The organism is Acidithiobacillus marinus, from assembly GCF_002847505.1.
Classification (GTDB): domain Bacteria; phylum Pseudomonadota; class Gammaproteobacteria; order Acidithiobacillales; family Acidithiobacillaceae; genus Acidithiobacillus; species Acidithiobacillus marinus.
On the sequence record NZ_MXAV01000033.1, the window covers coordinates 124,707 to 141,482 of the forward strand.

Here is a 16,776-nt window from a genome sequence, read left to right on the forward strand (position 1 = left end):
AATGGGTGCGATGTTAGACTTTGATGGAGGTATATCATATGGCACATGTGAACGTAAGAAATCTGCCTATTGATGTATTTCGGGTCCTCTGAATCCAGGCCGCCCATCATTGAGGTATCCTGAACCTCGTGGACACTCCCGATTGAATATAATGGATCGAGGAGGATTTTATGAGAAAGAAAGTACAGAGCTATACGGCTGAGTTTCGGGCGGAAGCGGTCAAGTTGGTTTTGAGTCAAGGACTCAGCTTACAAGAGGCGTCACAGCGCATTCTTGTGCCTAAAGATACGTTAGCGGGATGGGTAGCTCACGCGCGTGGTGGGAAGGCGATGAACGCCCCGGGCGCACGCACGGTGGCCGAGCTGGAAGGAGAGAATCAGCGGCTCCGCAAGGAACTGGCGCAAATGCGTATGGAGCGGGAGTGAATCGACCTGATGTGCGTAGATGCCCAGGCGTGTAAAAGTCCGACCGGAGGGGGAGAGAATTTGGCGTCTTAAACCCATTGGGGATGGAACCGAGGCGCCACCGCTGGCAAGGACCGTTGGGGCGCAAAGCATCCTGGCACGGCCCCGCAGCACATCCAGGAATTACTTGACCCGCATCCCCGGTTGGGCGCCCGTATCGGGTGACAACAGGAAAGGCCCGCCTTCCGGACCGCTGGCGGCCATGACCATACCCTCGGATAAGCCGAAACGCATTTTACGTGGCGCCAGATTGGCCACCATGACCGTGAGCCGCCCTTCCAGGCTGGCAGGATCGTAGGCGCTCTTGATGCCCGCGAACACCGAGCGGGTTTTTTCTTCACCAATATCCAGGGTCAGATGCAGCAATTTGTCGGCGCCTTCCACTGCCTCAGCCGCGACAATGCGGGCAATGCGCAAATCGACCTTGCTGAAATCCTCGATGCTGATGGTGCTGGTATCATCGCCAGGGCTGGCTGTTGCCGGTGCTTTTACAGCTTTTCCCGAAGCATTGCCGGTGGGGGCGGTAGCCGTTTCCGTGGGGACCTGAATCAAGGCATCTACTTGGGATTTTTCCATACGTTGCAACAAGTGGCTATAGGGTTGAATGGCATGATTCAGCAAGGGTTGCGCCAGGCCTGTCCAGCTCAGTTCTGTTTGCAAAAAGGCCAGAGATTTCCGGGCCAGTTCAGGAAGCACCGGGCTCAGCAAGGTCACCAGCACCCGAAAACCATTAAGGGTAAGCGTAGCGACACGGTGCAGATCTTCCTGCTGTTCAGGATTTTTGGCCATGGTCCAGGGGGCATTCTGATCCACATAAGCATTGATCTGATCGGCCAGCGCCATGATCTCGCGCATTGCCCGGCCATACTCGCGGCTTTCATAAGCTTCGCCGATGCTTTCCTGGTGCTGTAGCAGGCCGGTGTAAAAGGCCTGGTCGGTGCCGAGAGAAGCGGCCAATTGTCCACCAAAAAAGCGGTGAATGAATCCCGCCGCCCGGGATGCCAGATTGACCACCTTGCCGACCAGATCGCCATTCCCTTTGAGAAGGAAATCTTCCAGATTGAGATCGATGTCTTCGGCATGACTGTTAAGGCGGGTGGCAAAATAATACCTTAAAAATTCAGGATTGAGATGTTGCAGATACTGCCCTGCGGTGATGGAAGTCCCCCGGGACTTGCTCATTTTCGCGCCATTGACGGTCATAAAGCCATGGGCAAAAATGCCGTTGGGCAGGCGGTATCCGGAACCCTTGAGCAAGGCAGGCCAGAACAGTCCGTGAAAGTAGATGATGTCCTTGCCGATGAAATGATAAATCTCGGCGTTAGCATCCGGCCCCCAGTAATCCTTGAAATCGCGGCCGTGCTTGGCGCACCAGTGGCGGGTAGCGGCTATGTAGCCGGGCATGGCGTCGAGCCACACATAAAAGAACTTGCCCGGCGCATCAGGAATGGGAATGCCGAAATAGGGCGCGTCCCGGCTGATGTCCCAGTCGGCCAGACCGATGCTGAACCATTCGTCCAGTTTGTGGGCCATTTCTTCCTGGAGCACACCGCTGTGAATCCATTGTTTCAGGAAGGCGGTAAAATCACCCAACTGGAAAAAATAATGCTCGGATTGCCGGCGTTCGGGAACTGCCCCTGACACTGCCGACACCGGATTGATCAGGTCGGTGGGGCTGTAGGTGGCACCACAGACTTCGCAGCTGTCTCCATATTGATCGGCAGCCTTGCAACGCGGGCAGGTGCCGCGAATGAAACGATCTGGCAGAAAAATTCCCTCAACGGGGTCGTAAGCCTGTTCGATTTCCCGGATGTTGATGTGATCGGCGCTGCGCAGGGCGCGATAGATTTCCTGAGAAATTTCAAAATTTTCCGGAGAGTGGGTGCTGTGGTAGAGATCAAAGCTGATACCGAAGCCGGTAAAATCGCGCAGATGTTCTGCGTGCATGCGGTCAATCAAGGCCTCGGGGGTGATGCCTTCACTCTGGGCACGCAGCATGACAGCTGTTCCATGGGCATCATCGGCGCAGACATAGATGCAATCGTGACCGCGCAAGCGCTGGTAGCGGGCCCAGATATCCGTTTGGGTATATTCCACCAGATGACCGATATGAATCGGACCATTGGCATAGGGGAGAGCGCTGGTGATCAGGATGCGTTTTGTCATAGTGGTGATAAATTACAGGGGAAGTGCTTGTCAGGCAATGCTGTGGAAGAGCATGGAGATATCCGGCGGAGAGATTTTTGCTGCTGCTGGCAGTCAGTGCTGATCCGTGATATAAAGGGCGCCATTTTTCAGGGAGATTTATCTGATGTCCAGAGTTTGCAAGGTGACCGGCAAGAAGCCCATGGCCGGAAACAATGTTTCGCATGCCCACAACAAGACCCGTCGGCGTTTTCTGCCGAACCTCCAGTATCATCGTTTCTGGGTGGAAAGTGAAAATCGCTGGGTGCGGATGCGGGTGAGCACCAAGGGTATTCGTACCATCGACAAGAAAGGTATTGATGCAGTTCTGGCTGAACTGCGTGCTGCCGGCGAAAAAATCTGAGGATTTGACTGATGCGCGACAAGATCAAAATGGTTTCCACGGCCGGTACCGGTCACTTCTACACCACGACTAAAAACAAGAAAACCACGCCGGACAAGCTGGAAATGAAAAAGTACGATCCCAAGGCCCACAAGCACGTGGCTTATCGGGAAGACAAGATCAAGTAATTGCTCTGACTCCCTGTGGTCTGCCCTGAATCTTCAGGGAGCTTGGACCGGTTCTTTGCTCAACCATCCTTTTTTTGCTAAGTTATTAGCACTCGAGATGGTTGAGTGCTAAAGGCCGTGATTCGACTATGTCCCTTGTATTCCCCGTTTTATTCACTGCTTCACTAGGGTGGTGGATTCCACAGCCTCGGTCAGCCCGTGCTGTTCCGTTATGCCGGAGTCATTTCTGATGGCTCTGGATGAACGTGCCCGTCATCTGCTCAAATCCCTGATCGAGCAACATATTGCGAATGGTATTCCGGTGGGCAGTCGGCAATTGGCCAAAGGTGCCGGTTTGAAAATCAGTCCGGCCACCGTCCGCAATGTCATGGCGGATCTGGAAGACGAGGGATACCTGATTTCTCCCCATACCTCGGCGGGACGTATCCCTACGCATGTGGGTTATCGCTTTTTTGTGGATGCCCTGCTGCGGGTGGTACCCCTTTCTCCTCAATCCCATCATTTGCTGGTGCAGCGCATTGGTCATCATATTCCCGACACCGAACAGGTGCTCCACGCGGCGACCGAAGTTTTATCCGAGTTGACTCATATGGCCGGATTCGTACGGGTGCCACGGCGCGCCAATCGGACCCTGCGCCATGTGGATTTTCTGGCGTTGCGGGAAAAAGAAGTCCTCGCCATTTTTGTGACGGACAAGGGCGATGTGGAAAACCGTCTGATTCGTACCGAACACGCCCTGAGCGCCGCCGAGCTTCATCAGGCTGCCAATTTTTTCAATGAAAGTTATGGTGGTCGTCCCTTGCAGGAGGTCATTCAGCAACTGCAGCGGGATTTGCAGCAATCCCGCCACGAGATGGACCGCATCCTGCGCAGCGCCATGGAGCTGGGTGAGGAAATGCTCGAAGAAGACCAGCAGCGGATGCTGATTGAAGGTGAATTTCAACTGCTCGATCTGCCCGAACTGGCAGGAAGTGAGCGCTTGCGGGAGCTGCTCAATGCCGTTCGCCAGAAGCGGGATCTGGTGCATCTACTGGACGGTAGTATGCGCGGCAGTGAAGTGCGCTTGTTTATTGGTGAAGAATCCGGTTTTGCGCCCTTGAGTGATTGCAGTGTGGTGTCTGCCCCCTACGAGGTGGACGGTGAAGTGCTGGGCGTGCTGGGCGTGATCGGGCCGATGCGGATGCCCTATCAACAAATCATTCCGTTGGTGGACGGCACTGCCCACCTGCTCGGTCGCGCTTTATCACAATCTTGATCGCGGCGACTTGAAAAATTTCCGGCTTCTCCCCATATGGTGGAAAACCCAACGATTCAGGAGAAAATTGCGCATGAGTGAAGAAGAAAACCCCGTGTCCTCTTCAGAAGAAGCTGAAGTGGCAGAAAACGCCGAAACGGTCTCGGATACCGTCAACTGGGAAGAAAAGGCCGAAGCCTACCGCAACGATTATCTGCGCGCTCTGGCCGATGCCGAAAATCAGCGCAAGCGTTCGGAAAAACAGATAGAAGATGCGCGCAATTATGCCGTTGACCGCTTTGCCAGAGAATTGCTGCCGGTCATCGACAGTCTGGAACTGGCGTTAGCGACGCCTCTCGAAGGCGATGAAGCGGTTTCCCAATTTCGCCAAGGCATCGAAAATACCCTTACCCTTTTTGCCCAGGCCTTGGGAAAAGCCGGTATCGCCCCCATAGAGATGGGCGAAGGACGTTTTGATCCACATTTGCATCAGGCCATTGCCATGGTGGAAGCAGACGGGGATGCCAACCGGATTCTTGCTGTACACCAGAAAGGTTATCGCATGCATGACCGCCTGTTGCGGCCGGCCATGGTTTCGGTGTCTAAGGCACCCAAAGCGGCATCATAACGATCCACACACTATAAATTCATTGATTCAGGAGAACAGATAATGGCTAAAGTAATCGGCATCGATTTAGGGACCACCAATTCCTGCGTCGCGGTGATGGAAGGCGATAAGGTCAAGGTCATCGAAAACAGCGAAGGCAAGCGCACCACCCCTTCCATTGTGGCCCTCACCGAAGACGGTGAGGTGCTTGTGGGTGAAGCGGCAAAACGGCAGGCGGTCACCAATCCGGAAAACACCATCTATGAAGTGAAGCGCCTGATCGGCCGCAAGTATGACGATGCCGAAGTGCAGAAAGATCTGAAACATGTCCCCTACAAGGTCGTGAAGGCCGAAAATGGCGATGCCTGGGTGGAAGTGCGGGACAAAAAATATTCTGCGCAGCAGGTTTCCGCTTTCATTTTGCAGAAAATGAAAAAAACCGCAGAAGATTATCTGGGTGAAACCGTCAGCGAAGCGGTGATTACGGTACCGGCTTATTTCAACGATGCCCAGCGCCAGGCGACCAAGGATGCGGGCCGTATTGCCGGTCTGGAAGTGAAGCGCATCATCAATGAGCCTACCGCAGCCGCCCTGGCTTTTGGCGAAGACAAAAAGCCAGGCGATAGTAAAATTGCGGTTTATGACCTGGGTGGTGGTACTTTTGACGTGTCCATCATTGAAATTGCGGAAATGGATGGGGAGCATCAATTCGAGGTGCTATCCACCAATGGCGATACTTTCCTGGGCGGTGGCGACTTTGATAACCGCATCATCAATTACCTGGCGGATTCGTTCAAAGCCGAGGCCGGTATTGACTTGCGCAATGATCGTCTGGCCATGCAGCGGCTCAAGGAAGCAGCGGAAAAAGCCAAAATCGAGCTGTCTTCCTCCCAGCAGACTGACGTCAACCTGCCCTTTATTACGGCTGACCAGAGTGGTCCCAAGCATCTGAACATGAAGCTGACCCGGGCCAAGCTGGAATCTCTGGTGGAAGACATTATCGATCGCAGTATGGCTCCCTGCCGGGTAGCCATGAAGGACGCCAATTTGTCCACCAGTCAGGTGACCGACGTGATTCTGGTTGGTGGTCAGAGCCGGATGCCCAAGGTGCAGGAGAAGGTCAAGGACTTTTTTGGTCAGGACCCGCGCAAGGATGTCAATCCCGATGAAGCGGTGGCCATTGGTGCGGCCATTCAGGGCGCGGTATTGTCCGGCGACAAGAAGGACGTGTTGCTTATGGACGTGACGCCCCTTTCCCTGGGTATCGAAACCCTGGGTGGCGTGATGACCAAGCTGATCGAAAAAAATACCACCATCCCGACCCGCAAGTCTCAGGTGTTTTCGACGGCGGAAGACAATCAGTCGGCAGTGACGGTGCATGTGTTGCAGGGTGAGCGCGAACTGGCCCGGGATAACAAGTCACTGGCACGCTTTGATCTGGCCGATATTCCTCCGGCTCCCCGGGGTATGCCGCAGATCGAAGTGACTTTCGATATCGACGCCAACGGCATTCTGCATGTGTCGGCCAAGGACAATCAGACCGGCAAGGAACAGTCTATCAAGATCACGGCGGGTTCCGGTCTGTCTGAGGAAGAAATAAAGCGGATGGTCGCCGAAGCCGAAGCCCATGCGGCTGATGACAAGAAGGCTCGTGCTCTGATTGAAGCCCGTAACGAAGCCGATGCCAGCATCCATGGTGCCCGTAAAGCTCTGGATGAGCAGGCTGCAGCGCCAGAAGCAGATAAGGCCAAGGTTACAGAAGCCATTGCGGCTGTGGAAACGGCAGTCAAGGGTGAAGATGCTGAGGCTATCAAAAGTGCGGTCGCTACATTGATGGCCGCCATGTCGACGCTATTGCAGAGTGCGGCGGGCAGCCAGGCCGAACCCGGTGCCGCTGGAGCGGGTGAAGGCCAGGCTAAGGCCGATGATGTGGTTGATGCGGAGTTTGAAGAAGTCGACAAGAAGTAATTCAGACTTTGGTGATAAGGGGGCAGGATCTGGTATCCTGTCCCCTTGCCTGTTTCAGGATAAAAAATGGCTACACGCGATTATTACGAAATTTTGGAAATCACACGTACGGCAGACGATGGGGAAATCAAAAAATCCTATCGGCGTCTGGCGATGCGTTATCATCCCGACCGCAATCCCGATGATCCGGGTGCAGAAGATCGCTTCAAGGAAATCAGCGAAGCCTACGAGGTATTATCCGATCCCTCCAAACGGCAGGCTTATGATCGCTTCGGACACGCAGGTGTGCAAGGCGGTGGTGGAGCCGGCGGCGGTTTTGGGGGAGGCTTTGGTGGTTTTGGCGCGGGTGGCGGTGGCTTCGGCGACATTTTTGGCGATTTGTTCGAGCAGGCTTTTGGCGGCGGGCGCCCCCAGGATTCGGGGCGTGGTTCGGATTTGCGCTATGAACTGGACCTGACTCTTGAAGAGGCCGCGCTGGGCAAGACCGTCACTATCGAGATTCCGAGCTCGGCGCCCTGCGAAGTCTGTCACGGCAGTGGCGCCAAGCCCGGTAGCAAGGTGGAAGATTGCAGCACCTGCGGCGGTCGTGGGCAAGTGCGTATGGTCCAGGGCTTTTTCTCGGTGACCCGACCCTGCCCCCAGTGTAATGGCAGCGGTAAAACCATCAAGGACCCCTGCAGCGCCTGTCAGGGGCACGGCAGGGTGCGCAAAACCCGCGATCTGGAAGTCAAGGTGCCCGCCGGAGTGGACACGGGTGACCGCATCCGTCTGAGCGGCGAGGGTGAAGCCGGTGAAAGAGGTGCGCCAGCCGGAGACTTATATATTCAGGTAAGGGTGCAACCCCATAGTCTGTTTGAGCGCGATGGCGATGATCTGCATTGTGCGGTCCCGGTGAGTTTTACGGCTATGGCCATGGGCGGAGAGCTGGAAGTGCCGACCCTGACCGGTCGGGCAAAAATTCAGATTGCTCCGGGAACCCAGTCAGGCATGGTTTTCCGCCTGCGCGGGAAGGGTATCAAGGGGGTCCGCAGCAAATTACATGGTGATCTGCACTGTCGCCTGCAGGTGGAAGTCCCCGTCCATTTGTCAGCACGGCAAAAAGAGCTGCTCGAAGAATTCGCCAGCACCACCGGCGATCAGACCCAGCATCCCCAGCAGGAAAGCTGGTGGAACAAGGCCAAGGATTTTTTTGATCGGATGGGGCTCTGATGCATCCGGCAACGCGTCTCGCCATTACTGCCGTTTCGGGCCGCATGGGAAGAGCGCTGATACAAGCAGTGGTGGCGCGCGATGATCTGCAACTCACCGCCGCCATTGGTCGGTCTGGCGCGGAATATCTGGGGCAGGATGCCGGGCAACTGGCTGGCGTGCAGACGCTGGGGGTGCCGGTAACGGCAGATCTGACGGCGGTACTCAATCAGGTGGATGTGGTCATCGAGTTCGGTCCGGTGGCAGCGGCTCTGGCCCATGTGAAGACTTGCCTGCAGCACAAAACGCCCATGGTTATCGGGACGACGGGGTTTTCTCCCGAGCAGCAGGACACCCTCAAGGCCGCCAGCCAACACATTCCCTTGCTGCTGGCGCCGAACATGAGCGTGGGCATCAATGTGCTCCTGGCCTTCTTGCCTGCTATTACCCGGGCGCTGGGTGAAGGTTACGATGCTGAAATTGTCGAAGCCCACCATCGCCATAAGGTGGACGCGCCTTCGGGAACTGCTCTGGCCCTGGGCCGTGCGGTGGCCCGGGGGCGGGACGTAGCGCTGGAAGAGGTGGCCTGCATGGATCGCAATGCCATCAGCGGCCCGCGCCAGGATGGCAGCATCGGCTTTGCCACCCTGCGGGGCGCCGATGTAGTGGGTGAGCATAAGGTGTGGCTGGCGGGCGCGGGGGAGCGCCTGGAATTGACTCATCGCGCCGCCAGCCGCCTGAATTTTGCCGAGGGAGCACTGCGGGCAGCACAATGGTTATCTCAACAAGCACCGGGATTTTACGATATGCAGGATGTACTTGGCTTGAAGCAGGGGGCAGTCCTGCCTTTTTCTGACTGAGTGAACGAGGAGCTTTTATCATGCAATATGTGGTCGCGAATCGGGTACCTGTGAAAGCTGAATACCGGGCCGAATTTGAAGCACGTTTCCAAAAGCGGGCCGGTGAAGTGGATAAACAGCCGGGCTTTGTGCGCATGGAAATTTTGCGCCCGGTCAATGATGATGGTGTGTATGTAGTCCTGACCCACTGGGCGGATCAGGCGGCTTTTGAGACCTGGATGAAAAGTGACGATTTCCGCGCGGCCCATGCCAACCCTTTGCCCAAGGAGGCTTTTGGGGAAGGGGGTGGGCTGGAGCGCCACGAAGTGGTGATCAGTGCCGAGGTACCGCGCTGACTCACCGTAATTAAAACAGATTTTTGCCGATACACCGGTTAAGATGACGGCAACTTTGGGTGCCGGGGATGAGGACAATCATGGCAGGATTGACACGGGAACAGGTAGAACAGTCATTGCAGGCGATGGAAGACCCTTATCTGGGTAAAAACCTCGCGCAGGCCGGAGTGCTGAAAAGTGTGGACGGGAAGCAGATCCGGATCGAACTCCCTTACCCCAGCGCCGGGGTGGCCATCAGTCTGAGTCAGGATGTGGCGCGGCAGATTCAGAATGACCACAACCAGCAGGTTGAGGTTACGGTAGGTCATCGCATTGTTACCCATCAGGTGCAGCGTGGCGTCAAATTGATGGAAGGGGTGCGCAATATTATCGCTGTGGCCTCGGGCAAGGGCGGGGTCGGTAAATCGACGACTTCGGTGAATCTGGCCCTGGCTCTGGCCAAGGAAGGGGCGCGAGTGGGTATGCTGGATGCCGATATTTATGGCCCCAGCCAGCCGCGTATGCTCGGTATTTCCGGCAAACCCACCAGTAAGGACGGCAAAAAAATGGAACCGATGGAGGGGCATGGCATCAAGGCCATGTCCATCGGTTTTCTCATCGATGAAGAAACGCCCATGGTCTGGCGTGGTCCCATGGTGATGCAGGCCTTGGAACAATTGCTGTCGGATACGCGCTGGGGCGAGCTGGATTATCTGGTGATTGATTTGCCACCGGGTACTGGCGATACCCAGCTGACCCTGGCGCAGAAGGTACCGGTTTCCGGGGCGGTGATTGTCACCACGCCCCAGGACATCGCTCTGCTGGATGCGCGTAAGGGACTGAAAATGTTTGAGAAGGTCGGGGTGCCTATTCTCGGTATCATCGAGAACATGAGCTTTTACATCTGTCCGAAATGTGGCAATGAAGATGACATATTCGGGCATGGCGGCGGTGCGGCCATGGCCGAGCAGGATGGGGTGGAATTTCTCGGTGCCGTTCCCCTGGATCGCAGCATTCGCAGCGAGGCGGATAACGGAGCACCCACGGTGGTGGCGCATCCGGACTCACGTCTGGCCAAAATCTACATTGAATTGGCGCGCCATGTAGCCGGACGAGTGGCCAATCAGGCAGTGGATCACAGCCATAAATTTCCCAATATTGTCGTGCAGAACCGCTGAAATGAGTATCAAATCCGATCGCTGGATTCGCCACATGGCTGAACATGAGGGCATGATCGATCCTTTTTCTCCCCGTCAGGTGCGTCATGTCGAGGGTAATCCCATTATTTCCTACGGGCTGTCTTCCTATGGCTACGATATTCGCTGTGCCGGGGAGTTCAAGGTATTTACCAATGTTCGCAGTGCCATCGTCGATCCCAAAAATTTCAGTGAAGATTCTTTTGTGGATTTCAGCGGCGACACCTGCATCATCCCGCCCAATTCCTTTGCGTTGGCGCGTACCGTGGAGTATTTCCGCATTCCGCGTAATGTGCTGACCATTTGTCTGGGTAAAAGCACCTATGCGCGCTGCGGCATTATCGTCAATGTCACACCTTTCGAGCCGGAGTGGGAAGGTTACGTCACCCTGGAGTTCTCCAATACCACGCCCTTACCGGCGAAAATATATGCCCATGAGGGGGTCGCTCAGGTGCTATTCCTGGAATCCGACGAGATCTGCGAGGTTTCCTATGCGGATCGGGGCGGCAAATACCAGGGGCAAAGTGGCGTGACCTTGCCGAAAGCCTGAAGTCTTCAATTGTTGGGGCCGGTTGGTGACCATAAAGCTTTGCAGCGACTTTGGCCCGCGCCGTTGTTGTTCTTGGCGAAATCCAGCGCCCGTCAGGAGAGCTGTTTGAGCCCGCAGGGCGAGTTCTCTCCTGACAGCAGGATGAGCCCTAGAACATCAAGGGGAACAACAGGCAAGGGACGTTGGAGCCAAAAGCTTTATGGTCACCAACCGAACTCGGATTAAAAATCAGCCTGACCCCCATCATCACGCCATTTTCGGTTTATTTGAGGATATACCCATGCGCAAGGCAGCCTTTCTCGTACTTAATTTTGTGGGTATTTTGGTGTTGCTTTCGGGGCTGCTGTTCTTTTTGCAGGGAACGGGCATTTTCCCCTACCCCAAAAGCAGTTTCATGATCAACGAGACTATCTGGATTGTGCGCGGAGCCATTTTGTTTGTGCTGGGTCTGGTGATTCTTTGGATTGGCCGTCGCTACCTAAAGTAGATCCATAAAACTAAATCCTTTTTTGATGTACGCATTATTGGCATAACCGTCTTTCTCCCAGGTGCCCTGGGGTCGTGTGCTGTCCAGCACAATCCGGTTGACCCATTTGACGCTTTTGTAGCCATACATTTGTGGTACCAGCAGACGCAGGGGATAACCGCCCTTGCGGAGCAGGGGTTGTCCGGAAATGTGGGTGGCGAGGATGACGCCGGGCGCCCGGGCTTGGTCGAGGCTGAGACTATCCACATACACACCATCGGCGCTGTAGAAGGCCACATACCGGGCTGAGGGTTGAGGTTCCAGAAGATTCAGGAAGCGCGACAGGGCAATGCCTTGCCAATGGACATTGTTGACGATCCAGCCGGTGACGCAGTGAAAGGTTTTTATTTCCTGATCCTTGCCGAGTTGATAAAGGTCCGGCAGGGTGAATACCTGCGGTTTATGGATGAGCCCGGCGGTTTGCAGGCGATAGGTGTCAGGATGGATGTCAGGGTAAGACCCTGTGTAGGTGTAGTATTCTGGAAATACCGGGATATTTGCATCGGCCCAGGCCATGGCTGGATAGACCAGCCCCCCGGCGCTGCCGGCCAGAAGCAGCCCACTGGCTGAACGCAGAAATTCTCGACGATTGATTGACATGAATTTATCCTCTTTTCCAGACGGCAAATATGCGCCATAGGGCGTCGCCGCGCAGTGCATGATAAAAGGCCATGAACACATGGCCGATCCAGAAATAGGCCAGTAGAGGGGTGCCCAGCCGCATCAGGGTGAGTCCAAGCTGAGCGCCTCCAGGGAGATGTAAATTGCCACGCAGGACCAGCCAGCCTATAAAGCCACCAAAGGTCACCACGCTTACACCGATGAAAAAAATGGCTTGCCAGAGACTGGATAATCCCGGTTGTACGCCATGACTGGGTAACTTGCCGCGCAGCAGACCGGAGATATCATGAGCGACAGCCCGGGGCGTGCGCCACGAGAACCAGGTAGCGAGCAGATGCCGCCCCCAAGGAGTCAGCAGGTAAGTCAGCCAGGTCAAGACCAGCCAGCCGGTCAGAATCAAACCTGCCAGCACATGCAGTGGAAACCAGGTGAAGTCAGCAAACCAGAGAGCCGCCAGACTGTTCCACAATTCAAAAGTAACGCTAAGCACCAATCCCAGGTGCAGAATTTTGGCATATACCGGAAAATCTGCTGAAGACTCCCGTACCGCGTTGGACGATAGACTAACGGAAATGGGTATGATATCTGCCATCGCTGACCTCGCTAATAGACTTATTCCAGATTACGCGAAATCTGCGCGTCTGGATGCATCTGATTCAGAGTGGTTGCCCGGCCCTGCTGCAGATGATGACGAATGGTCCGGGCCTGCTCCTGAATGTTGGCAAGCTGTTCCTTGGAAAAGCGGTCAAGATGCTTCCATTGCAGGGCCGTACGCGGATGAGCCCGAAAGCGTTCGGCGTGGGTCTGAAGAAAATCCCAGTACAGTACGGTGAAAGGACAAGCTTCTGCGCCTGTTGCTTGTTTGGGTTGATAAGGGCAGCCCCGGCAATGCCCACCCATTTTCTGTAAATAGTGACCGCTCGCTACGTAGGGTTTGGAAGCCATCCAGCCACCATCGGCAAATTGGGACATGCCCAGCACATTGGGAAGTTCTACCCATTCCACTGCATCGACGTAAATGGCCAGAAACCACTGGTGAATGGCCTGCGGTTCCACACCCAGCAGCAAGGCAAACAGGCCGGTAACCATCAGGCGTTCAATGTGGTGGGCATAGCCATGGCGCAGGGTACGTCTTATGGTGTCCTTCAGACAGGCCATGTCGGTTTCCCCGGTCCAGTAAAAGTCGGGCAATGGCTGGTGGGCTTGCAGAACATTCTGCTTTAGCCAGTCCGGCATGTGCAGCCAGTACAGGCCATGCACGTACTCACGCCAGCCCAGCACCTGGCGGATGAATCCTTCTGCAGAGGCAATGGGCACACGACCCCCATGAAAGGCTTGCGCTACTGCCCGGACAACAGTTTCGGCGCGGAGCAGTCCCAGATTCATGGCGGCGGAGAGCCGGGAGTGATAAAGCCAGACCTGACCGGGCCAGAAAGCGTCTTGCAGGGGGCCAAATGAGGCCAGGCGCTGATCAATAAAGTCCTGCAGCGCTGCTTCTGCTTCCTGGGGCGTCACCGGCCAGTCAAACTGGGCAAGGCTGCCCGGATGCTCAGCAAACTGCGCGTCGATCTGCGCCATCACCTCCTGGGTTATCGCATCCGGCGGAAAACTCAGTGGTTCAGGAATCCAGCCCGGACCTTGGGGGCCGGGGCGTTGACGGTTTTCCTGATCATAATTCCAGCGTTCGCCCACCGGTTGGCCATTTTCCATGAGGATGCCGGTTTTTTGGCGGGCATAACGATACCAGAATTCCAGCCGCAGCTGCCGGTAGGATTTTGCCCATTCGGCAAATTCGGATATCGAAAACAGAAAATTATGATGGCGGCGTTCCTGCCAGGGAATTCCCCGTCGCGCGGCATAAGCGCGCAGAGTTTCGCGTAACTGCCAGGTACCCGGCCGCAGGCTGATGATCTGCTGCGGTTGCCAGCGCTGCAAGGTGTCGTCCAATGCCGCCGCCAGGCTTTGGAAGGGGTGGGTGCCCAGAGTCAGATATTCCAGGGGAAATCCCCTTTGCCGCAAGCTTTCCGCATGATGGCGCATAGCACTGAGAAAAAGGGTGATGCGGGCTTTATGGGACCAGACGATGGTGGATTCTTCTGGTACTTCGGCCATCCAGCAGCAATCTTGTTCCGGATCAAAATCCGTCAGGGCCGCGCTCTCTGGATCCAGATGGTCTCCCAGAATGACGACCAGAGAGCGAATGCTGCGTTCAGACGCTGGCATCGGGGGGATTCCTGACCGAATGCTTTTGTTTTCGGCAGGCGGCAGAACAATACCGCACTTCGTCCCAGCAGCGTCGCCAGCGTTTGCGCCAGGCGAAGGGGCGATGACAAACCACGCAGAGTTTTTCTTCCGGGATACGTTGCGCCATTGAATTGCCTTATACAAAATAAGAAATTGTATAGTACAATATGTCTAATACGGCTGGGGCGCAATCCTGACCTCTGCTCGCTTTGCATCTGGATGCGGAGAATTTGCGTATTCGTTAATATCGGTTGGCATATCTTATTTTTGCTGTTCGACCGGGAAGTCGCATGCTGGGCTTGGCGGTCTGCATGTTTTCCTGGAGGATCAGCAGGCTTATCAGAAGATGGCGCGAACTGCTTATACAAATTATGATTATGTAGTGCACATTTAAGAACAAGGGGGTTGGGGCTCATGCGCATTGCCATCATTGGGGCAGGCATTTCCGGTCTGGGTGCGGCCTGGATATTGCGAAAAACCCATGCTGTGACTGTTTTGGAAGCCGCAGATTATGCCGGTGGTCATACCCATACGGTGGATGTGCAGTACCAAGGACTGTCGGCACCGGTGGATACGGGTTTTCTGGTATTTAATGATCGCACCTATCCCCATCTGCTGGGGCTTTTTGCCGAGCTGGATGTACCCTGGACTGCCAGCGATATGTCTCTCAGTGTGTGCCTTCCGGCACTGAATCTGGAATGGTGCGGCTCCAGTCTCGCTACCCTTTTTGCGCAAAAAAGAAATGTCCTGCGTCCCGCATTCTGGGGCATGCTCAAGGACATTCTCCGCTTCAACCGCGCAGCCCTGGCCTGGTTGAATCAGAGTGATGCGGACATCACTCTGGGAGAGTTTCTGGAGCGGGGGGCTTACGGTGACTGGTTCAGGAGCGCCTACCTGCTGCCCATGGCCGCCGCCATTTGGTCTTGTCCGACCGGGACCATGTTGGCTTATCCGGCGCGGTCTATCCTGACGTTTTATCGCAATCATGGACTTCTGCAGATTTTTAAGGTTCCTCGTCATTTCAAGTGGGTAGCCTGAGATCCAGCTTGCCCAGGATCAGGTAGGCCATGTTGATAAAGTTCTTGTGCGTGCGGTAACCCCGAGCCTTGGCCTTGGCGGATTGAATGAGGCTGTTGAAACCTTCCAGAATTCCATTGGTGATCTGGCTCTCGAACCATCGGAGCACGCCATCCCAGTGATTCATGATGGTGTAGGCGACCTTGACGATAGGCGGCAGATCGCTGGTTCTGGCGTTTTCCAACCAGGCTTTCAAGAGGGTAGCCCCCTGATGGCGATTCTTGATCGTGAAGATGTCCTGAAAGGTCAGGCGGAACTGGTAGGCCTGCGCCGTCTTGAGGTTCTGGTCTTTGAGTAATGCCTGCAGCTTTTCTTTCTGCTTCACCTTGAGGTTGCAATCGTTCTTGAGCCAGAGCCAGCGGGTCTTTTTGAGATTTGGCTGAGTGAGGACTTCCCCCTTGCGCACGTCGTCCACGGCCTCGTTGACGAGCTTCATGAGGTGAAAACGATCGAAAGTGATCTCCGCATTGGGCAGGTGCTCGGCAGCCCCTTTCTGGAAGGCCGGCGAGAGGTCCATGCTCACATCGGTGATCGCTTCCGCGCTACCACCATGGGCCTGTAGATCTGCGGAGAATCTCTCAAAGGTCTTGGCATCCTTGCCGGGAGTAGCGAACAAGAGTCGCCGGGCATCCAGATCCACGAAGAGCGTGATGTAGTCGTGGCCGCGCCGACTGCTGGTTTCATCGACGCCGACGGCATGGACATGGGCCATATCCACTCTGGTACGGGCTTCTGGCACATAGTGGTCAATCACCCGCCACAGGAGCGTGTCGGTCTCGCCGACTAGGCGGGCTACGGTCAATACCGGCATCTCCCGCACCAGGGTCATGATCAGCGCTTCGAAGAGCAGGGTGAAATGCGAGCCTTCCCGTGCCCAGGGAACAGATATCTGATGCACTCCATGCTCCTGGCACTTCACACGAGGTACGCGGGCATGGAGATAGGCTTCATGCTGGAAGAAATCCATGTGCCGCCAAGTATGGTCACGGGTATCATGTACCGGACACTCCTCACCACAGACGGAGCAAGCAAAGCGACTACCCTTGGGAAAGTTGATGTGCAGATCCAGGCGTTTCTCCTCCACCGTGAAAGTCACATGATCCACCAACCACGGCGGAACCAATCCTAACGCGAGAGAAAACAGCTCTTCAGGGACCATCAGCTAACTCCAATTCAGGGCACGACCGCTCCACAGCATTCTACCCCCTACCC

The 16,776-nt window shown here is 55.4% G+C and carries 19 protein-coding genes; 13 read left to right on the forward strand and 6 right to left on the reverse strand.

All coding sequences use genetic code 11. The annotated features are described in order from the left end of the window. Positions 1-170: 170 nt before the first annotated feature. Positions 171-425 carry a transposase gene (locus tag B1757_RS07940; protein WP_101537796.1) on the forward strand — a complete coding sequence of 85 codons (255 nt, stop codon included), beginning with the start codon at positions 171-173 and terminating at the stop codon, positions 423-425. Positions 426-587: 162 nt separating this feature from the next. On the opposite strand, the gene metG is transcribed toward B1757_RS07940, so the two are convergent. Next, positions 588-2,630, reverse strand: a complete 2,043-nt coding sequence (gene metG, locus B1757_RS07945) for a methionine--tRNA ligase (RefSeq protein ID WP_101537797.1) — start codon at positions 2,628-2,630, stop codon at positions 588-590. 145 nt (positions 2,631-2,775) lie between these two features. Between metG and rpmB the strand changes: the two genes are divergently transcribed. From rpmB to B1757_RS08000, 11 genes are all read left to right on the forward strand, one after another. Further along, the gene (gene rpmB, locus B1757_RS07950) at positions 2,776-3,012 is read left to right on the forward strand and encodes a 50S ribosomal protein L28 (protein WP_024892956.1); all 237 of its coding nucleotides are present in this window, start codon (positions 2,776-2,778) and stop codon (positions 3,010-3,012) included. An 11-nt stretch (positions 3,013-3,023) separates the two neighbouring features. Continuing rightward, entirely contained in the window at positions 3,024-3,179 is a 156-nt protein-coding gene (gene rpmG, locus B1757_RS07955; protein WP_101537798.1) for a 50S ribosomal protein L33, read from the forward strand. Between the two features lie 229 nt (positions 3,180-3,408). Next, positions 3,409-4,434, forward strand: coding sequence for a heat-inducible transcriptional repressor HrcA (gene hrcA / locus B1757_RS07960; protein ID WP_172437646.1), 1,026 nt, complete (start codon positions 3,409-3,411; stop codon positions 4,432-4,434). A 73-nt stretch (positions 4,435-4,507) separates the two neighbouring features. After that, positions 4,508-5,041 (forward strand): nucleotide exchange factor GrpE, encoded by a 534-nt coding sequence (locus B1757_RS07965; RefSeq protein WP_253253777.1) that lies wholly within the window; start codon positions 4,508-4,510, stop codon positions 5,039-5,041. Between the two features lie 42 nt (positions 5,042-5,083). After that, a complete protein-coding gene (gene dnaK, locus B1757_RS07970) occupies positions 5,084-6,988 on the forward strand; it encodes a molecular chaperone DnaK (RefSeq protein WP_101537799.1) in 1,905 nt (634 codons plus the stop codon). Positions 6,989-7,054: 66 nt separating this feature from the next. Then, positions 7,055-8,197, forward strand: a complete 1,143-nt coding sequence (gene dnaJ / locus B1757_RS07975) for a molecular chaperone DnaJ (protein WP_101537800.1) — start codon at positions 7,055-7,057, stop codon at positions 8,195-8,197. Continuing rightward, positions 8,197-9,036, forward strand: a complete 840-nt coding sequence (gene dapB / locus B1757_RS07980) for a 4-hydroxy-tetrahydrodipicolinate reductase (RefSeq protein ID WP_101537801.1) — start codon at positions 8,197-8,199, stop codon at positions 9,034-9,036. The genes dnaJ and dapB overlap by 1 nt, the downstream gene beginning before the upstream one ends. Before the next feature lie 20 nt (positions 9,037-9,056). Further along, positions 9,057-9,371: an antibiotic biosynthesis monooxygenase family protein gene (locus B1757_RS07985; RefSeq protein ID WP_101537802.1), complete on the forward strand. Its 315-nt coding sequence runs from the start codon at positions 9,057-9,059 to the stop codon at positions 9,369-9,371. A gap of 80 nt (positions 9,372-9,451) precedes the next feature. Beyond that, positions 9,452-10,528, forward strand: coding sequence for an iron-sulfur cluster carrier protein ApbC (apbC, locus tag B1757_RS07990; protein ID WP_101537803.1), 1,077 nt, complete (start codon positions 9,452-9,454; stop codon positions 10,526-10,528). Position 10,529: 1 nt separating this feature from the next. Then, a complete protein-coding gene (dcd, locus tag B1757_RS07995) occupies positions 10,530-11,096 on the forward strand; it encodes a dCTP deaminase (protein ID WP_101537804.1) in 567 nt (188 codons plus the stop codon). Positions 11,097-11,295: 199 nt separating this feature from the next. Beyond that, positions 11,296-11,583, forward strand: a complete 288-nt coding sequence (locus B1757_RS08000) for a hypothetical protein (RefSeq protein ID WP_253253778.1) — start codon at positions 11,296-11,298, stop codon at positions 11,581-11,583. Here the strand turns inward: B1757_RS08000 and B1757_RS08005 are convergent. From B1757_RS08005 to B1757_RS08020, 4 genes are read right to left on the reverse strand one after another with little or no spacing between them, the layout of a single operon-like run. Beyond that, on the reverse strand, positions 11,575-12,222 hold the full coding sequence (locus B1757_RS08005) for a molybdopterin-dependent oxidoreductase (protein ID WP_101537805.1): 648 nt from the start codon (positions 12,220-12,222) through the stop codon (positions 11,575-11,577). The two genes, B1757_RS08000 and B1757_RS08005, sit on opposite strands and share 9 nt — an antisense overlap. 4 nt (positions 12,223-12,226) lie before the next feature. Next, entirely contained in the window at positions 12,227-12,835 is a 609-nt protein-coding gene (locus tag B1757_RS08010) for a hypothetical protein (protein WP_101537806.1), read from the reverse strand. A gap of 20 nt (positions 12,836-12,855) precedes the next feature. Next, a complete protein-coding gene (locus tag B1757_RS08015) occupies positions 12,856-14,466 on the reverse strand; it encodes a cryptochrome/photolyase family protein (protein ID WP_101537807.1) in 1,611 nt (536 codons plus the stop codon). Continuing rightward, on the reverse strand, positions 14,453-14,614 hold the full coding sequence (locus tag B1757_RS08020; RefSeq protein ID WP_101537808.1) for a DUF2256 domain-containing protein: 162 nt from the start codon (positions 14,612-14,614) through the stop codon (positions 14,453-14,455). The genes B1757_RS08015 and B1757_RS08020 overlap by 14 nt, the downstream gene beginning before the upstream one ends. Before the next feature lie 287 nt (positions 14,615-14,901). Here B1757_RS08020 and B1757_RS08025 point away from each other — a divergent pair, with 287 nt between their 5' ends. Continuing rightward, positions 14,902-15,525: an FAD-dependent oxidoreductase gene (locus tag B1757_RS08025; protein WP_253253779.1), complete on the forward strand. Its 624-nt coding sequence runs from the start codon at positions 14,902-14,904 to the stop codon at positions 15,523-15,525. Here B1757_RS08025 and B1757_RS08030 read toward each other — a convergent pair. After that, positions 15,509-16,723: an ISL3 family transposase gene (locus tag B1757_RS08030; protein ID WP_101536405.1), complete on the reverse strand. Its 1,215-nt coding sequence runs from the start codon at positions 16,721-16,723 to the stop codon at positions 15,509-15,511. The two genes, B1757_RS08025 and B1757_RS08030, sit on opposite strands and share 17 nt — an antisense overlap. Positions 16,724-16,776: the final 53 nt, after the last annotated feature.

Bases quoted from the DNA above. Each gene is read 5' to 3' on its own strand.
- B1757_RS07940 (WP_101537796.1), top strand. From the start codon at position 171: ATGAGAAAGAAAGTACAGAGCTATACGGCTGAGTTTCGGGCGGAAGCG.
- metG (WP_101537797.1), bottom strand. From the start codon at position 2,630: ATGACAAAACGCATCCTGATCACCAGCGCTCTCCCCTATGCCAATGGT.
- rpmB (WP_024892956.1), top strand. From the start codon at position 2,776: ATGTCCAGAGTTTGCAAGGTGACCGGCAAGAAGCCCATGGCCGGAAAC.
- rpmG (WP_101537798.1), top strand. From the start codon at position 3,024: ATGCGCGACAAGATCAAAATGGTTTCCACGGCCGGTACCGGTCACTTC.
- hrcA (WP_172437646.1), top strand. From the start codon at position 3,409: ATGGCTCTGGATGAACGTGCCCGTCATCTGCTCAAATCCCTGATCGAG.
- B1757_RS07965 (WP_253253777.1), top strand. From the start codon at position 4,508: ATGAGTGAAGAAGAAAACCCCGTGTCCTCTTCAGAAGAAGCTGAAGTG.
- dnaK (WP_101537799.1), top strand. From the start codon at position 5,084: ATGGCTAAAGTAATCGGCATCGATTTAGGGACCACCAATTCCTGCGTC.
- dnaJ (WP_101537800.1), top strand. From the start codon at position 7,055: ATGGCTACACGCGATTATTACGAAATTTTGGAAATCACACGTACGGCA.
- dapB (WP_101537801.1), top strand. From the start codon at position 8,197: ATGCATCCGGCAACGCGTCTCGCCATTACTGCCGTTTCGGGCCGCATG.
- B1757_RS07985 (WP_101537802.1), top strand. From the start codon at position 9,057: ATGCAATATGTGGTCGCGAATCGGGTACCTGTGAAAGCTGAATACCGG.
- apbC (WP_101537803.1), top strand. From the start codon at position 9,452: ATGGCAGGATTGACACGGGAACAGGTAGAACAGTCATTGCAGGCGATG.
- dcd (WP_101537804.1), top strand. From the start codon at position 10,530: ATGAGTATCAAATCCGATCGCTGGATTCGCCACATGGCTGAACATGAG.
- B1757_RS08000 (WP_253253778.1), top strand. From the start codon at position 11,296: ATGGTCACCAACCGAACTCGGATTAAAAATCAGCCTGACCCCCATCAT.
- B1757_RS08005 (WP_101537805.1), bottom strand. From the start codon at position 12,222: ATGTCAATCAATCGTCGAGAATTTCTGCGTTCAGCCAGTGGGCTGCTT.
- B1757_RS08010 (WP_101537806.1), bottom strand. From the start codon at position 12,835: ATGGCAGATATCATACCCATTTCCGTTAGTCTATCGTCCAACGCGGTA.
- B1757_RS08015 (WP_101537807.1), bottom strand. From the start codon at position 14,466: ATGCCAGCGTCTGAACGCAGCATTCGCTCTCTGGTCGTCATTCTGGGA.
- B1757_RS08020 (WP_101537808.1), bottom strand. From the start codon at position 14,614: ATGGCGCAACGTATCCCGGAAGAAAAACTCTGCGTGGTTTGTCATCGC.
- B1757_RS08025 (WP_253253779.1), top strand. From the start codon at position 14,902: ATGCGCATTGCCATCATTGGGGCAGGCATTTCCGGTCTGGGTGCGGCC.
- B1757_RS08030 (WP_101536405.1), bottom strand. From the start codon at position 16,723: ATGGTCCCTGAAGAGCTGTTTTCTCTCGCGTTAGGATTGGTTCCGCCG.